The 16,027-nt window shown below is 60.4% G+C and carries 11 protein-coding genes; 4 read left to right on the top strand and 7 right to left on the bottom strand.

Annotated elements, in window-relative coordinates; genetic code table 11:
- Nucleotides 1-227: 227 nt before the first annotated feature.
- On the bottom strand, nt 228-1,493 hold the full coding sequence (locus ACM3N8_RS09025) for a RidA family protein (protein ID WP_416015999.1): 1,266 nt from the start codon (nt 1,491-1,493) through the stop codon (nt 228-230).
- A gap of 1,320 nt (nt 1,494-2,813) precedes the next feature.
- Between ACM3N8_RS09025 and ACM3N8_RS09030 the strand changes: the two genes are divergently transcribed.
- Together ACM3N8_RS09030 and cfa are read left to right on the top strand one after the other, a co-directional pair.
- A complete protein-coding gene (locus ACM3N8_RS09030; RefSeq protein ID WP_290065083.1) occupies nt 2,814-3,677 on the top strand; it encodes a patatin family protein in 864 nt (287 codons plus the stop codon).
- Between the two features lie 269 nt (nt 3,678-3,946).
- Nucleotides 3,947-5,095: a cyclopropane fatty acyl phospholipid synthase gene (gene cfa / locus ACM3N8_RS09035; RefSeq protein WP_416016000.1), complete on the top strand. Its 1,149-nt coding sequence runs from the start codon at nt 3,947-3,949 to the stop codon at nt 5,093-5,095.
- Between the two features lie 196 nt (nt 5,096-5,291).
- Here cfa and ACM3N8_RS09040 read toward each other — a convergent pair whose 3' ends face one another.
- A complete protein-coding gene (locus ACM3N8_RS09040) occupies nt 5,292-6,401 on the bottom strand; it encodes an anhydro-N-acetylmuramic acid kinase (RefSeq protein ID WP_416016001.1) in 1,110 nt (369 codons plus the stop codon).
- A gap of 150 nt (nt 6,402-6,551) precedes the next feature.
- Nucleotides 6,552-7,874, bottom strand: a complete 1,323-nt coding sequence (locus ACM3N8_RS09045) for a peptidoglycan DD-metalloendopeptidase family protein (RefSeq protein WP_416016002.1) — start codon at nt 7,872-7,874, stop codon at nt 6,552-6,554.
- Between the two features lie 110 nt (nt 7,875-7,984).
- On the opposite strand from ACM3N8_RS09045, the gene tyrS reads away from it, so the two are divergent.
- Nucleotides 7,985-9,184 carry a tyrosine--tRNA ligase gene (gene tyrS / locus ACM3N8_RS09050; protein WP_098983081.1) on the top strand — a complete coding sequence of 400 codons (1,200 nt, stop codon included), beginning with the start codon at nt 7,985-7,987 and terminating at the stop codon, nt 9,182-9,184.
- Nucleotides 9,185-9,271: 87 nt separating this feature from the next.
- On the opposite strand, the gene ygjK is transcribed toward tyrS, so the two are convergent.
- The 4 genes from ygjK to ACM3N8_RS09070 all read right to left on the bottom strand — a co-directional run bounded on the left by ygjK (nt 9,272) and on the right by ACM3N8_RS09070 (nt 14,814).
- The gene (ygjK, locus tag ACM3N8_RS09055) at nt 9,272-11,752 is read right to left on the bottom strand and encodes an alpha-glucosidase (protein ID WP_416016003.1); all 2,481 of its coding nucleotides are present in this window, start codon (nt 11,750-11,752) and stop codon (nt 9,272-9,274) included.
- Nucleotides 11,753-11,936: 184 nt separating this feature from the next.
- Nucleotides 11,937-12,740, bottom strand: a complete 804-nt coding sequence (locus ACM3N8_RS09060; protein ID WP_416016004.1) for a helix-turn-helix transcriptional regulator — start codon at nt 12,738-12,740, stop codon at nt 11,937-11,939.
- Between the two features lie 11 nt (nt 12,741-12,751).
- Nucleotides 12,752-13,291: a YbhB/YbcL family Raf kinase inhibitor-like protein gene (locus ACM3N8_RS09065; RefSeq protein WP_103471038.1), complete on the bottom strand. Its 540-nt coding sequence runs from the start codon at nt 13,289-13,291 to the stop codon at nt 12,752-12,754.
- 266 nt (nt 13,292-13,557) lie between these two features.
- Entirely contained in the window at nt 13,558-14,814 is a 1,257-nt protein-coding gene (locus ACM3N8_RS09070; protein WP_042867442.1) for an adenylosuccinate synthetase, read from the bottom strand.
- A 183-nt stretch (nt 14,815-14,997) separates the two neighbouring features.
- Here ACM3N8_RS09070 and ACM3N8_RS09075 point away from each other — a divergent pair, with 183 nt between their 5' ends.
- Nucleotides 14,998-15,918 carry a LysR family transcriptional regulator gene (locus tag ACM3N8_RS09075; RefSeq protein ID WP_290017732.1) on the top strand — a complete coding sequence of 307 codons (921 nt, stop codon included), beginning with the start codon at nt 14,998-15,000 and terminating at the stop codon, nt 15,916-15,918.
- Nucleotides 15,919-16,027: the final 109 nt, after the last annotated feature.

The following is a 16,027-nucleotide window of genomic DNA, read 5'->3' on the forward strand; positions in this document are numbered from 1 at the left end:
CACCTAATAATAGAATGCAGATATGAGGTTTTTCATCATAGAGAAAGTTATTGATGCTGTAAACTTTGACGAAGCAATCCATAGATTAGACTAGCTCGTAGGTTCGATTAGCGAAGCGTAATCTGACGTTTGCGTTCTTTAAGACGATGCTATGAAAATAATATCCTTTCGTGTTACCTAAAAAGAGACCGGCATATAGCCGGTCTCTTTCTTATTTACCGCCAGCCTTACGCTTGCGGCGGGGTGCTTTCCGCATTGGAGAGCACGGCATCCATCTGTACCAGGGCACCGGCGGGCAGCTCGCTCACGCCAATCACGGTACGGGCCGGCAGATAGCTCGGGAAGTATTTGGTATAGATGGCGTTGATCGCATCCAGATCCGCGATGTTTTTGACCTGGATATTGACCTTGACGATATCGTCCATCACGTGGTCGATGCTCTCGACGATGGCTTTGATATGGCTCAGGCACTGGGCGGTCTGCTCTTTGACACAACCGGTCAGGATCTTGCCTGTGGTGATATCCAGCGGCAGCTGCGCAGTCAGATGGTTGTAGTGGGAGAAGGCGACTGTCTGGCAATGGAGCGTGCTGCGTGGCGCCTTGTCGGTATTGCGGGCAGCGATCACCAGATTGTGTCTGTCTTCTACCAGTTGCGGCGGTGTGCCGTCACCGTGGGAGATGACCGCATCCATCTGCACTCGGGCACCCAGCGGCAGGGCAGTTGCGCTGATCACGGAGCGGGCCGGCAGATAGGCGACGGCGCGGGCAATGGCGGAGTCCGGGAAGAAGGTGGTGTAGACCTCGTTGACGGCGTCCAGATCCGCAAGGCTGGTCAGGTAGATGTTCACCTTGACGATGTCGTCAAACGGCACATCGATGCTTTCCAGCACGGTTTTGATGTGGCGCAGACATTGACCCGCCTGTTCGCGGATGCCACCGGCGACCAGCTGGCCCGAGGCCGCATCGACCGGCAGTTGCGCGCCTATGTTGTTGTAGTGGGAGAAGGCAACGGTATGGGTCGAAAGCGGGTTGTGCGGGGCCTTGTCGCTGTTGCGGGCCAGCTTCACCAGGGCGCAGGGCGCCTGCGGGAAGGTGCCTTCGCCATTGGAGATGATGGCGTCGATCTGCACCTGGGCATCCAGCGGCAGGGCGGCCACCGCGAGTGTGGTACGGGTCGGCAGATAGCCCGGGAAGAATTCGCGATAGACGGCGTCGACCGCTTCCAGATCCGCCATGTCTTTCAGGAAGATGGTGGCTTTGACCATATCGTCCATGACGTGGCCGATGCTCTCTATGATCGCCTTGAGGTTATTCAGGCACTGTCTGGCCTGTACCTTGACGTCGCCACTCACCATCTTGCCGGTCTTGGGATCGACCGGCAGCTGGGCAGAAATATTGTTGTAATGAGAGAAAGCCACCGTCTGGGTGTAGGGACCCAGATCCTGGGGGGCATTGGTGGTATTTCTTGCAGCCTTGATGATGGTGCCACTCATAGATATTCCTCTTTTTAGTATTCGTTGTTAACTCAGGTACAGGTTCGTCCCATCCGAGTGCGCCATACCGACTGCGCCAGCGGGTGCATCCAAGGTTATTATGTTTAATCCACTCACTAGCTGAATGGGATAAGAGAGGAAGGGACGGGGTTGATTATTTCAGACGAGGCGATTCTATGAGTGCTAATCAGGGGATGCAAACCGGTGATTGCGTTTCTATGAGATGGCTCAACGCTTGGAAATATAGCTGTTTTGCTATTCAATTCAGGGTGAATACCATTCCTGGGTGGATCAAACAGGTCTGGTATCGCGGGCGAGCCCGTATGGACTGGGTTCTTCCCTCCAGTGGGGAGGGGCGGTACTGTGAATGGGGCGTTAAAAATATTCGCCATCCTGCAGTTAATAGTTTTTATTGTGCATAGATATGTATTTTAAAACCCTTTCAGGGGCTATCAAGCCGACTCGAAATATGCTAGCCGACGACCAGTTTGCCGCCAATAAGATGCCCCTGAAATATGATTCAGTCATTCTGCATGGGGGCGTATCAGGGCGGCGCCGGGGCGCGATATTGCTCATTGGGTCAGGCATATATTTTCCGGCTCGGTCTCGTTGATAAGGCACGGGGCAAGAGATCGGCTGCCAGTCTCTGGGCGTGCCACCTTGAGGACGGGATCTGCCGCCATCGACCGCGTATCAATGGGGGCTGACAACGCCCCTCGCCGGCCAGGCCATCGCCGCATTCTTGCAGAGTCACCTGGATGATATGAGAGCCGTCTCGCCGCCAGAGGTAGGGGGGGCAGGACGAAGTCTTGCAGCCTGTGGTGTCAGTCTCTTAGCCTCATCATGGGGAAATCCAGTCACCCTGTCGTCAACTGGTCGAACTACAACAAGTTCTTGAGCAGCGGTTGCTCTCCCGGTTTGCCAAGCTCATCAGCGGCGGTTGTTTGAGCTAGACAAGCCGTTGTCGGGCGATGTTGGCTGTCAGGGACTACCATAGAGCCCCCCAAAGAGACCTCCTGACCGGGTCTGCCCTGATCCCGGCGGGCCACTGCAGGCGGATGCATTTCGTCAGCCAGGCTGTGGTGAAACGAAACATTCCAAAATGGCATGTTTTTTATTATTTAAATTCATTTTTTGAAGGTTATGGCTCTGCATATACTGGGAGCCGCTTCACGGTCTCAGGTTGGCACCTGCCTGGCCCCCGCCTCGCAGAATGCTTGCCTGATCCGTCTTGCTGCGGCGTCTTGGTGTTCTGCATGAAGGCGTCCATCGCTGGGCAGGATGATTTCCTGCGCCTATTACAGCTGACGGAGCCTTGTCATGTTAAGTTCTCATTCTACCGCCCTGATTGTCGAGGGAGGTGCGATGCGCGGCATCTTTGCCAGCGGTGTGCTCGATGCCTTTGTTGAAAGCCGTTACTACCCCTTCGATCTGATCATCGGGGTGTCGGCCGGTGCGACCAATCTGGTCTCCTACCTGAGCGAACAGCCGCGCCGCAGCCATCACATCATCACCGAGCTGGCCTGTAGCAGCGATTTTCTCGATCCCATGCGCTTCGTAAAAGGGGGAGACTTGGTGGATATTGGCTGGCTGTGGCGGACCAGTCGTCATCGTTTTCCGCTGGATCTCGAGACCTTCTGCGCCCACCAGATCCCCTTCTATGCGGTTGCGACCGATGTGACGACAGGCGCCGCCGTCTACCTGCAGGTTCGGCCCGATAACATGGACGAGGTGCTCACCGCGACCTGTGCCCTGCCGGTGGTGCAGCACGATACCCCTTGCGTCGATGGCCGCCCCATGGCCGATGGTGGGATCAGCGACTCCATACCTGTGATAGAAGCCTATCGCCGTGGTGTGCGCCGGATGACGGTGGTGTTATCTGAACCCCATGGCTATCGCAAGAAGCCCCCCCGCTTCTGCTGGATGTTGAAAGCGCTGCTGAAAACCCAGCCGGCACTGGTACAGGCCCTGCTGGAGCGGGATCGTTCCTACAACAGTGCCCTCGACTTCATCGCCAATCCTCCCGCCGATTGCGAGATCGAGGTGATAGCGCCGCCGGCCGATTTTCGGGTCTCCCGCTTTACTCAGGATCTCTCCAAGCTGGAGTCCGGGTATCTGCAGGGTTACTGGCTCGGTCGCCAGAGCCTGCTGCGGGCTGCCGACGAGGCAAGAGAGGTGGCCTGAGCCTGACCGATGAGGCTGTGCTGCCGGTTTGTCCGAGCCAGAATAATAACACCCTGTTGTTTGACGCCTCGCCTCTTCGTTATATATCCCTACCAGGCCGGGATGTGCATGAATTGACTTCATAAGCTTGGATGAATGATATGCCAGATGTTTTTTAATTATCTCTGCATCGAGAATATCTGCATTTTTCAACTTTTTACCAAGCCCACTCGTTGCGACTGTCTTAATGTCATGGTTAGTCGCATAAAATAAAAAACAGGAATGTTGTAATGGCAACAAAAGTGTTGAATCTGAATGTGCCTAAAAACCATTATTATAAGATTGTAGAAGAGCTGCTCTTATATTCTGGGATCACGATTAATGGTCCCCATCCCTATGATATTCATGTACATAATCCCCTCTTCTTTCAGCGAGTCATTAAAGAGGGATCACTAGGATTGGGCGAGAGTTATATGGATGGGTGGTGGGAGTGCCCACGCCTCGACATATTGTTCAGTCGCTTGCTTGCCACCGGGGTGGAGGAGCGCATGCCGCGCCACTTTGCCGATATTCTCTATGTGCTGTCGAGCCGTCTCATCAACAAGCAGAGCCGTAAGCGGGCGTGGCAGGTAGGCAGGGAGCACTACGATCTGGGTAACGATCTGTTCGAGCTTATGTTGGATCCCTACATGCAGTACTCCTGTGGCTACTGGGCTAATGCCAGCGGGTTGGAGCAGGCGCAGAGCGACAAGTTGCATCTGATATGCGAGAAGCTGCAACTGCAGAAAAATATGCGGCTGCTGGATATTGGCTGTGGCTGGGGAGGATTAGCCCGTTTTGCCGCAGAACATTATGGTGTTTCTGTCGTCGGGCTGACCATATCGGCGGAGCAGCAGGCACTGGCGCAGAAAAATTGTGCCGGTTTGCCCGTGGATATTCGCTTGCAAGATTATCGCGATCTTGATGAACAATTTGATCGAATCGTCTCGGTTGGGATGTTTGAGCACGTTGGGCCGAAAAACTATGCCGCCTACTTTGATGTGGTAGCAAAGAGTCTGGTTGATGATGGATTATTTTTGTTGCACAGCATAGGTTCCAATAAAAGCGATCTTGATGTGGATCCATGGATCGATAAATATATATTCCCCAACGGTTGCCTGCCCTCGGTATTTCAGATTTCACAGAGCAGTGAAAAGCATTTTGTCATGGAGGATTGGCATAACTTCGGGGCGGATTATGATCGAACGCTGATGGCCTGGTTAGCCCGTTTCAATGCCAATTGGAAAAAATTGAAGGCAAATTACGATGAGCAATTCTACAGGATGTTCACCTATTATCTGGGCGCCTGTGCCGGGGCATTTCGTGCCCGGAATATCCAGCTCTGGCAGGTGCTCTTCAGCCCAAAAGGGGTGGCCGGCGGGATCCGGGTGCCTCGATAGCGGCATGCCGGCATCCGTTCAAGGGGAGCCTGTCTGATCCTGCCATTGTGCACTCAATGGCGCCGTTAGAGGTGCTGGCTGGCAGTGATAGGTAAAGGTGGTGACCCCAGTTGCCGCTCAGGCGGGATAGGGGGCGCCCAAGAGGGCCGGGCGGCTGGCGCCGGCGTATGGGAGGGCTGCTTGCCCTCCTTGTCTATCAGGCGGGATAGAGGGCGCCCAGGACGGCAAGACGGCTGGCACCGGTAACGGCGGGCAGGTTGCCGGGTTGGCGGTGGATAAAGCGCTGTGCCAGCCAGGCAAATGCCGCGCCCTCCATCCAGTCGGGGGCGATCCCCAGCTCGGCCGTGTTGGCGATGCGCCAGCCGGGCAGCAGGCTGGCCAGCTCCGCCAGCAGCGGGGCGTTATGGGCGCCGCCGCCGCAGACATACAGCTCGGGCCGGCTTTGCACATCATCCAGTGCGGGCAGCTGGCGGGCTATGCTGTGGCAGGTGAGCGCCTGCAGGGTGCGCTGCACATCCGCCGGGGCATGGGCGTGGCCGGCCAGCTCGCCATCGAGCCAGTCGAGGGTGAACATCTCCCGCCCCGTGCTCTTGGGGTGGGGGGCGGCAAAGTAGGGGTGAGCCAACAACTGCTCCAGCAGTGCAGGGACAAGCCTGCCGCTGGCCGCCCACTGGCCACCGGCATCGTAGCCGGCCCCCTTGGAGTGATGACGGCGATACCAGCCGTCGAGCAGGGTGTTGGCCGGGCCGGTATCGAAGCCATAGACGCCGTCGGTCTGGCCCGGCAGCACAGAGATATTGGCGATGCCGCCGAGGTTGAGCACCACCCGCAGGGCGCCGGGGCGGGCAAAGAAAGCCTGATGGAAGGCGGGCACCAGCGGTGCCCCCTGGCCGCCGAGGGCCATGTCCATGGTGCGAAAATCGGCCACCACATCGATGCCGGTCAGTGCTGCCAGCAGGGCCGCGTTGCCGATCTGCAGGGTAAAGCCGAGCTGGGGGCGGTGACGTATGGTCTGGCCGTGGCTGCCGATGGCGCGAACATCGGCAGGCGTGAGGCCGGCCTTGGCCAGCAGGGCGTGGGTGGCGGCGGCAAATTCCCGCGCCACCAGGTTATCCGCCACACCCATACGATCTATCTCGTTCTCCCCCGGGGTGCAGAGGGCGTGCAGCTCGCGGGCTGTGTCGCTCGACCAAGTGTGGCAAAGGGCCGCCTCGACCCACAACTGATCTCCGTCCGTTTCGATCAGCACGGCGTCGATACCGTCCATGCTGGTGCCCGACATCAAGCCTATATAGCGTTCGGTCATGGGGCTTCCTTACTTGCAGGCCGGGAAAAGTACTTGAGAGAGGGCGCGGCCTCTATCCCGTACCGTATTCTGGCGCCCGACACCCATCCGATATAGCGTTCGCTCATGACTGCTCCTTGTGGGTCGAGGTCTCTGGCCCGCAACGGCGGCTCAGTTACCGCCGTTGGTCCGCTTGTTCTGGGCCAGCTGCAGCTCAGGTTTGTCAAGCTGGTCGAGTTTGGCCAGTTGCGGCATCGCCAGCAGTTTGAAGTTGGCCAGCTCCCGCCCGCTGAGCGTCTCGGCCTGGGGCAGATTGAGGGTGCGCGGGTTCTTGTGCACGCCGCCCACCACGAATTCGTAGTGCAGGTGCGGGCCCGTGACGCGCCCGGTACCGCCCAGCTTGCCTATGGTCTGGCCCTGCTTCACCCGCTGCCCCTTGTTGACGGTGCGCTGGGAGAGGTGCAGGTACTTGGTCACATAGTTGCCGGCGTGCTTGATGAAGACATAGTTGCCGTTGAACTGGTTGTAACCGGCGGCCACCACGCTGCCGGAGCCCGCCGCCATGATGGGGGTGCCCACAGGCGCCACATAGTCGATGCCGTTGTGGGGGCGGATCTTGCCGGTGACCGGGTGCAGGCGGCGCGGATTGAAGTTGGAGCTGATGTATTTGAAGTTGACCGGCGCGCGCAGGAAGCTCTTGCGCATCGCCTTGCCCTCCGGCGTGTAGTAGTTGCCATCTTCGTTCAGCACGGCGCGATAGGTGGCGCCCTGGTTGACGAACTCGGCGGCCAGGATGTCGCCGGAGGCCACCCGCTCGTCATCCTGATACTTCTCCTGATAGACCACCTGAAAGCTGTCCCCGGGTTGCAGGTCCTGGGCGAAGTCGATGTCCCAGCCGAAGATGGCGGCGAGATCCATGATCTGATCCTCTGTCATGCCCGCCTCGGCGGCGGCGCCCCAGAAGCTGGAGCGGATCTCCCCTTTGGCCACCTGCTCGCGGGTATCGAGTTCCAGCTTGACCGGTCTGGCCACGAAGCTGTCGGCCTTGCGGCTCACTTTCAGCGCCTGTTCCAGGCTGTGGGGATAATAGAGGCTGTGCAGATCGCCATTTTTGGTGAGCTTGAAGGTGAGCTCCTGGCCGGGCTTGAGCAGGCGCAGGGTATCCGTACCCTCGAGCTGATCGATCAGGTGCAGATCCATGGTGCTGAGGCCAAGGCGCTGGAAGATGACCCCCATGTTGTCGCCGCTGCGTACCTTCACCTGTTTGGTGATGTAGCTGGGCTTGGGCGGGGTGACGGGCAGCTCGGCCTGGGCCAGCAGCTCGTCCTCGTCGGCTTGCGGCTCGGCGGCAAGCTCGTTGCCGCTGTCATCGACCCGAGTGGCGACCGCCTGTTCGCTTGGCCAGGCCGCCAGCATCATCACCATGATGCTCAGGATCAGCACCATCTTGCGGTGCCAGGTGGGGAGAGAGTTGAAGGCGTTCCAAATAACCATGCGAAGCTGACGAAGTCGGGCAGAATGGGCGGATTTTACAGCCTTTCCAATTGGCCCGCCATTCCAGTAATATGTTTGGCCCTGTGGAATCGTGATTGGAGAGTCAAAAAATGTCCCAGCTCGAGGTGGCGCTAGCCGAGATCAAGCGCGGAGCGGAAGAAATTCTGGTGGAAGAAGAACTTGTCGCCAAGTTGAAGGAAGGGCGCCCGCTGCGCATCAAGTTGGGGATGGATCCGACGGCTCCCGACATTCACCTGGGTCATACCGTGATCCTCAACAAGCTGAAGACCTTCCAGGATCTGGGCCACGAGATCATCCTGCTGATCGGCGACTTCACCGCCATGGTGGGTGATCCCTCCGGCAAGAACAGCACCCGTCCGCCGCTCTCCGAAGAGGCCATCAAGCACAACGCCCTCACCTATGCCGAGCAGGCGTTCAAGATCCTCGATCCCGCCAAGACCCGTATCGAGTACAACTCCAGCTGGCTGGGCGAGTTGGGCGCGACCGGCATGATCAAGCTGGCGGCCAAGCAGACAGTGGCCCGCATGATGGAGCGCGACGACTTCAAGAAGCGCTACACCGGCGGCCAATCCATCGCGATTCACGAATTCCTCTATCCGCTGCTGCAAGGCTATGACTCGGTCGCGCTGAAGGCGGACGTGGAGCTGGGCGGTACCGATCAGAAGTTCAACCTGCTGATGGGCCGCGAGCTGCAAAAAGATGCCGGCATGGCCGCCCAGTGTGTGCTGATGATGCCGCTCTTGGTCGGTCTGGACGGCGTCAAGAAGATGTCCAAGTCCGCCGCCAACTACATAGGCGTGCACGACGCCCCGGGCGAGATGTTCGGCAAGATCATGTCCATCACAGATGACCTGATGTGGAACTACTACGAGCTGCTCTCCTCTCGCCCGCTTTCCGACATCGAAGGCTTCAAGGCGGGCATCGCTGCCGCTACCCTGAACCCGCGCGATGTTAAGATCTGGCTGGCCAAAGAGATCATCACCCGCTACCACGATGAAGCGGCAGCCGAAGCGGCTCACGAAGATTTCACCCAGCGCTTCTCCAAGAACGCCATCCCGGACGAGATGCCGGAAGTCGAGCTGGCACTGGAAGGCGAAGGTCTGCCGATCGCCAACCTGCTCAAGGATGCCGATCTGGTGGCCACCACCTCAGAGGCGCTGCGCATGATCAAGCAGGGTGCGGTCAAGGTTGATGGCGACAAGCTGGACGATGGCAAGGCACTCATAGGTGCCGGTACCGCCGTCTACCAGGTCGGCAAGCGCAAGTTTGCCCGGGTGACCGTCAAGTAAGCCCCTCCCGTCAGCCCCGCGCTGCCGATAAAAAAGGCCTCCATCACGGAGGTCTTTTTGTTGCGTCATTCCCAAGGGGTACGAATATCAGCCTTCTGTTTTAAGGAAGTTGCGATAGAGCATATAGAGGTGGGCCGAGCTCCAGCTGAAGTTGCTGGCCCCCTGCATGGCGCCTGTCTCCGGGTTGTAGTTCTCGCGGATGGGGCCGCTGCCCGCCAGCCCCTCGGCGTTGGCAAACAGCTTGTTGACCAGCAGCTGGGCATCGCTGCGATAGCCGTAGTTCTCCAGCCCCTTCACCCCGAAGTAGAACTGATCCAGCCAGACCCGGCCGCGCCAGTAGATGTCGGGGTCATAGGCCGGGTTGGTCAGGGCCGCCGTGCCGAGCGGCACCCTGGTGTTGAACTCCTGGCTGCTCAGCATCACCTCGCGCACCCGCGCGGCCTTCTCCTTGTCCGCCACCTCGGCCCAGAGCGGGCTCCAGCCTTCCGGGCCACGGCCGCGGGTAGTCAACAGCTTGCCGACACAGCCGTTGGCGTCTGCCACATCCCCCTGATGGATCTGGCGATCGTAATAGAAGCCTGAGGCCTCATCGAACAAACAGGTATTGATGTAACCGGCGAGCTGGGTAGCGCCCTCGCGGTAGCGGATCCCTTCGTCCGGTTTGCCGAGGAGATCGGCCATGTCCGCCAGGATGCGCTTCTCCTTGGCGAGGAAGGCGTTCAGCTCCACCGACTCCTGATCGATGGAGAAGCCGATGAGGCTGCCATCGTCCTGGTGGTTCTCGAAGAAGGCGACGTTCCAGTCCTGACGCGCCTTGGCTAGATCCCCTGCGTAAGACTTGTCGGCGTAGCGCTGCAGCTGATCTTGCTCGATGAAGCCGAAGCGGGCGGCGTTGTCCATGCCGGACTCCCAGCCTGCGCCGTGCTGGGCGCCGATATCCATTTCGGCATAGCCGCCGACGCTCAATACCTGCTGATAGAGCGCCATGCCGGCGCAGCCGTACCAGCCGTCCCCCTCGGCGGTACAGCTCGACAGATCCAGCCCGGCGGGCACGCCGCTGGCGTACTGCACCTTGAAGGTGATGTTGCCGAATTCGTCGTTGTGCTCGACGTGCTTGGTGGCGCCGTATTCGATGATGCCGTTGCGGTTGTTGTCCCGCGCCCTGTACCACCAGTCGTGATAGGCCTGGATCTTCGGATACATCTCGGCGATGAAGGCCTTGTCCTTGGTCGCGCCGTAGATCTCCCAGATGGCCCAGGCGGAAAGAGGCGGCTTGGTGTCCCGCTCATTCCAGTTGCCACCGTCGCCACCGCGATCGGACAGCTTGTTGTAGAAGACGGCGTCGATCACCATGCCGGCGTCTTGGGGGCGCACCGGATCATCGGGCTGGACCTGGTAGTCATACATGGCGCGCACGTTGTTCTTGGCCACCTCCGGGTTGAAGTGGGCCATGGCATAGGCGTGCTTCCAGCTGTCCCAGGCCCAGACGCCGTCGAACCAGCGGGCCGTGTTGGAGGGGGTGACCCCGTCGTGGAGGATGGCGCCGGCTGGTGAGCGCCAGTTGCCGTTGAGGGTCTCCATCGCCTTGACCGCGATGCGTCGCTCGGCTTCCGGGATCCCCTGGTTGGATAGGCCGCGCTCGAGATAGCCTTCCCAGCGGCGGATGGAGTCGTCGAAATAGCTGGCAGGCTTGGCCAGCAGGGCGTTGCGGCTCTGCTGGAAGCGGCTGGCGTCATCGCTGCTGTGAACGTAGCTCTGCAGGGTGTAGATATCCTCGCTCCCCTTGGCGGCCAAGGTGAGGCTGGCCTCGCTCCGGTAGCCGAGTTCCTTCTCGTCCAGGATGGTGCGACTCGGCAGGGTGCGGTCGATGCGATAGCGGGCGCTGCCGCTCTGCATCATGTTCCAGGTGCTGCGCAGCTCGCCGAACTGGAACTCTATGCCTTGCTCGCTCCGGCTGATGGTGCGGGTCCAATCCGGGTACTGCTCGGCCACCGTCTTGTTGGCATCCCACTGCTGGAGCAGCTCACCCTGCCAGGTCAGGTTGAGGGTCAGCGGCGCGTCCTGATTGTTGATGAGTCGGGTTCGGATCAGCGCCGTGCGGGCATCGCCGTAGCGCAGTTCCAGCTCCAGGGTGAAGGGCGCGAACTCGAATCGCTGAATGAGTGCCCCCGGGATGGCGTAGATCTCGTGCTTGCTGGCGGCGGTGAGCGGATAGGAGCGGCCGCTCTCATCGCTCAGGCTGAGCCGGTCCAGCTCGCTGGCGAAGAAGAGGCTGTACTCCTCCGAGATGACCATGGGGCCGGTGAAACCACCCCATTCGCTGTCGCTGGCGGGCAGCAGGAAGCCGTGCCAGGCCCCCAGATCGAGCAGCGGGTTGTATTTGAGATTGGAGTAGCTGTCAAAGTCTCGGAACTGGAGCGGGGTACCGCTGCGATCGATCACGTTCTGGTACTGGCTCGCCAGGGTCGCACTGGGCGGAGTCGGGGCGCTGGAGTCATTGCCGTTGCAGGCGGTGAGGCCAAACAGGGCGACGCTCAGGGTGATGGAAAGTAAACTTTTACGAAACATGTCTCGCTCCAATTACGATTTTGTAGGTTAAGGAAGGTGCTTTTTTAGCGTTTATTTTAGTGAAATCGTTTGCAAGAGACATTGTAGGGGAATGCTGCTGGCCATATTGGCGCTTCGTCACACTGTGGAGCGAGGGGATGTGAGCCGGATCACCGGGTTACACGAGGTTACATTGCAGGGTGTTTTAGTAACTATTTACTTGGCGTTGAGTGTCCATTGAGGGACAGGTACGCAGATATTGGTGGGGAGTCAGACCGAACTCCTGCTTGAAACGGGCGGCGAAGCGGCTGGGAGAGTCATAACCGCAGGCGAGGGCCACCTCCAGCGGAGTGAGGGCCTGTTGCAGCAGGGTGAGGGCGTGGCTCATGCGCACCTGGGTCAGCAGCTGGCGAAAGCTGCGCCCCTCGGCGGCCAGCTTGCGCACCAGGGAGGCGCGGCTCATGGCGAAGTGGGGGGCTATGGTCTCCAGCCTGTGGTCGGCGCCCGGCTCCACCCCGAGGTAGCGGGCCAGCCGCTCCCCGAGCGTCATTGTGCTGGCGGGAAACAGCAGCTCGAGACCGCCGGCGGCCTGCAGCTCGGCATAGAAGCCGTGCAGCAGCTGGGTCTGAGTGGCCTGGCTCAGCGTGCGGCTGGCCATGGAGCAGATCAGCTCGAAGCAGAACGCCAGCGCCGGACTTATCTCAAGGCGTGGTTCCCTGAGCCGGGTGCCCGGGGCGTCAGTCAGCCACTCGGTAGGGGGCGGGGTCAGCAGGGTCAGGGCATGGGAGCTGAACTTGCCCTGTTCGGGCTGGTTGACGAAGGTGAGCTGGTGGCCTGCCGGGATCAGCAGCCAGCTCCCCTTGTCAAACGACAGGCGCCTGTCCTGCCACCACAGCTGCTTGTGGCCCTGTTGTACCCAGATGATGGTCGGCGCATAGATGAGCACCCTGTGCAGCGGCTGCTGACGGATCCCGAGATAGTGATGCAGTTGCAGCAAGGGGGCGCTCATCCGGCGGGCTCCTAGGGGGTGACGAAGGTGGCGGTCAGGGTGGCCTTGCCCAGCGCCATGGCATTGAGCATGTAGCCTACCATGGCGGGCGGGGTATCTGCCTTGACCTCGAGTTTGGCCTCGGGCAGAGCCCAGGCGGTGAACTGGTAGCGGTGCATGCCGTGACCGGCGGGCGGGCAGGGGCCGCCGTAGCCCTGGCTGCCAAAGTCGGTTCTGAGCTCAAGGCCCTGTTTGAGTTTGCCGGAGACGTTGCTGGCAAGTGAACTCTGGTTGGCCGGCAGGTTCACCACCAGCCAGTGCCACCAGCCGCTGCCGGTGGGGGCGTCGGGATCATAGGCGGTGATGGCGACGCTCTTGGTGCCGGCCGGCAGATCCTGCCAGCTCAGCTGGGGCGAGCGGTTCTCCCCCTTGCAGCCGAAGCCGTTGAAGCTGAACGCCTTGTCCATCAGCTGGCCTTCCTGAATGTCAGTGCTCTTCAAGGTCATGGCAGAGGCGGGCAGGGCCGCCAGGCACAGCAGGGAGAGCAGGGTAGAACGCAGGGGTAATTTCATTGTGGTGCTCCTTTATGGATGAGGGGATCCCGCCGGGAGGATCCTGATGACGGGATCAGTCTAGCGAAGCGGGGCGATTCGGGGGCAACCAAAAGGCTCAATATCGGGTTGTCGGTGGCGGATTGTGAGCCGAACTGCATCTAGGCGGGAAAAGAGTGGGACGGCGAGGTGGTAAGGGAGTGGACGGCTTGTGGTATATGGCGGCCATAAAAAAACCGGCCTCATGGAGGCCGGTTTTGACATCTTGCTGGCAGCAGCGAGGCGGCTTAGCGCAGTATCATCTGCTCGCGGCCCGGGCCGACGGAGACCATGGGAACCGGCACACCCAGCAGGGCTTCGATGCGCAGCACGTAGTGCTGGGCAGCCTTGGGCAAGTCTTCGAACTTGCGGATGTGGGAGATGTCTTCGCTCCAGGCTTCCATGGACTCGTACACCGGCTTCAGACCGGCGGTCTGCGGCCAGATCGGGTTCTCGGTGTTGGCGCCTTCGTAGGCGACGCAGATCTTCAGATCCGGCATGCCGGAGAGGCAGTCCAGCTTGGTCAGGGCGATTTCGTTGGCGGCCTGGATCTCCAGACCCTGCTTGGTGGCAACGGCGTCGAAGTAACCGATGTCACGGGGACGGCCTGTGGTGGCACCGAACTCGTTGGCGAACTTGCGGAACTCTTCCTGGTTCTCCATGGCGGTGATCAGGGTGCCGGTACCGACAGAGGTACTGAACGCCTTGGCCACGGCAATCACGCGCTCGGGGCGCAGGGCCGGCAGGCCGCCACCGATACCGGCGTAGGCGCCGGAAACGTGGGAAGAGGTCACCCAGGGGTACTCGCCGTAGATGAGGTCACGGCCGGCGCCCAGCTGGGCTTCGAACAGCAGTGTGCCGTTCTGGGCCTGGATGGCCTTGAGCGGCTCGCTGACGTTGCAGACGGCGTCGATCCAGGGGGCGGACACTTCCAGCAGCCAGTCGGCCATTTCCTGGGCGGTCTGGCTGAACTCGAAGCTCGGGTAGAGGGCTTTGAGCTGCGGCAGTTTCCAGTCGAGGAAGAACTGGATGCGCTCGACCAGCACGTCCGGCTGTTTCAGCCAGCCGACCAGGATCGCTTTTTTCATGACCCGATCACCGTAAGCCGGGGCTATGCCCTGACGGGTGGAGCCATAGGCGCCATCACCCAGACGGACTTCTTCCAGGGTATCTTCCAGCGCATGGATCGGCAGGCAGAAGGTGGCGCGATCGGAGATGGCCAGTTTCGGGGTCACGCCGGCGGCTTTTACTTCAGCCAGCTCGCGGGTCAGCGGCTCCGGGCTGATGACCATGCCAGGGCCGAGGACAACCAGACACTCCGGGTTGAATACGCCGCTCGGCAACTGGTGCAGCTTGAAGGTGCCCAGGTCGTTGACGACGGTGTGGCCGGCGTTGTTGCCGCCCTGAAAACGGATGCTGGCGGCGGATTGACCTGCCAGATAATCGACGATGCGGCCTTTGCCTTCATCACCCCAGTTAGCACCTACGACTACGATAGACGACATGACTCTTTCTCCTAAGACGTTAGGCGTCCATCCTAGGAGGCTGGGGCGGATTAGAAAAATTAATTATCTTTATAATTCCGATAAGAAAACCATATAATCGTGGTGAATTTACCGGCAAGACACCCAGTGTTGCCGCGCTGGCCCGCGTCATGGGCGCAGATGTGGAAAAACAAGAGGACCCTCATGCTGGACATTCACTGGCTGCACACCTTCGTTACCCTGGCCCGCCTGCAGCACTTCGGCCAGACCGCCACCGAATTGCACATGACCCAGCCCAACGTCAGCCTGCATCTCAAGAATCTGGAGCAGGCCACCCGGGTCAAGCTGATTGAACGCAGCCCGTTTCGGCTGACCCAGGCCGGTGAGCGACTGCTGCAAAGCGCCGAGCGCGCCATCAACGAGCTGCTGTTGTGCCAGTCCGATCTCAATGCCCTCAACCAGCTGAGCCAGGGCACGCTGGCCATCGCCGCCAGCGACATCATCTCCCGCCTGCTGCTGATCCAGCCGTTCCAGCGCTTCAAGCAGGCCTTTCCCGGCATCGACCTCACCCTGTTCAACACCACCTCGGATCAGGCGGCCGAGCTGGTCAAGGCCGGCAAGGCGGATCTCGGCTTCGTGATGGCGCAAAAGCGCAGCGAACCGCTGTTCTACACAGAATTGCAGCAGGTGACCTGGTGCGCGCTGGGACACGGCTTGGCCCGCTGGCAGGCGAGGGCGCAGGCGGGTGAGAGCGATCCCCTCGACGAGCCGACCCTGATCCTGCTCGGCCACGACACCCGCACCCGGGCCCTGATCGATCCCTCTCTGCCCCTGCTGGGGCTGCCGAGCTGCCGCATCATGGAGGTGGGCAGCGTGGATGCCCAGCTCGACTGGGCCGAGGCGGGCTTCGGGGTCGCCATAGTGCCGGACTTCTCGCTCCACCCGCGCCTCAAGCTCACCGCGCCCGTGGCCCGTCTGACCGACTTTCCCGGCACCAGCCTGGGGTATGTGGTGCGCCAGAATCAGGTGTTGTCGCGGGCCATCAAGCAGCTGCTGCACTGGGTGGAGGAGGAGATATTGCAGCCCGACGCCCGCCATCAAGCGGCGCCCAGGGCAGAAGGCTGATCAGGTCCGGCGGGACAAGCAGACGGGATGCCCCTTGTGCGCCCGGTTTCACGGCGGGCGCCTGACCGGGTTTGGCTGGGCCGGGAGGGGAGATAGCGATCGGCCACAG

Source organism: Aeromonas sp. A04 (genome assembly GCF_047780465.1).
Lineage (GTDB): Bacteria > Pseudomonadota > Gammaproteobacteria > Enterobacterales > Aeromonadaceae > Aeromonas > Aeromonas bestiarum.

Bases quoted from the DNA above. Each gene is read 5' to 3' on its own strand.
- ACM3N8_RS09075 (WP_290017732.1), top strand. From the start codon at position 14,998: ATGCTGGACATTCACTGGCTGCACACCTTCGTTACCCTGGCCCGCCTG.
- ACM3N8_RS09025 (WP_416015999.1), bottom strand. From the start codon at position 1,493: ATGAGTGGCACCATCATCAAGGCTGCAAGAAATACCACCAATGCCCCC.
- cfa (WP_416016000.1), top strand. From the start codon at position 3,947: ATGGCAACAAAAGTGTTGAATCTGAATGTGCCTAAAAACCATTATTAT.
- ACM3N8_RS09065 (WP_103471038.1), bottom strand. From the start codon at position 13,291: ATGAAATTACCCCTGCGTTCTACCCTGCTCTCCCTGCTGTGCCTGGCG.
- tyrS (WP_098983081.1), top strand. From the start codon at position 7,985: ATGTCCCAGCTCGAGGTGGCGCTAGCCGAGATCAAGCGCGGAGCGGAA.
- ACM3N8_RS09045 (WP_416016002.1), bottom strand. From the start codon at position 7,874: ATGGTTATTTGGAACGCCTTCAACTCTCTCCCCACCTGGCACCGCAAG.
- ygjK (WP_416016003.1), bottom strand. From the start codon at position 11,752: ATGTTTCGTAAAAGTTTACTTTCCATCACCCTGAGCGTCGCCCTGTTT.
- ACM3N8_RS09040 (WP_416016001.1), bottom strand. From the start codon at position 6,401: ATGACCGAACGCTATATAGGCTTGATGTCGGGCACCAGCATGGACGGT.
- ACM3N8_RS09060 (WP_416016004.1), bottom strand. From the start codon at position 12,740: ATGAGCGCCCCCTTGCTGCAACTGCATCACTATCTCGGGATCCGTCAG.
- ACM3N8_RS09070 (WP_042867442.1), bottom strand. From the start codon at position 14,814: ATGTCGTCTATCGTAGTCGTAGGTGCTAACTGGGGTGATGAAGGCAAA.
- ACM3N8_RS09030 (WP_290065083.1), top strand. From the start codon at position 2,814: ATGTTAAGTTCTCATTCTACCGCCCTGATTGTCGAGGGAGGTGCGATG.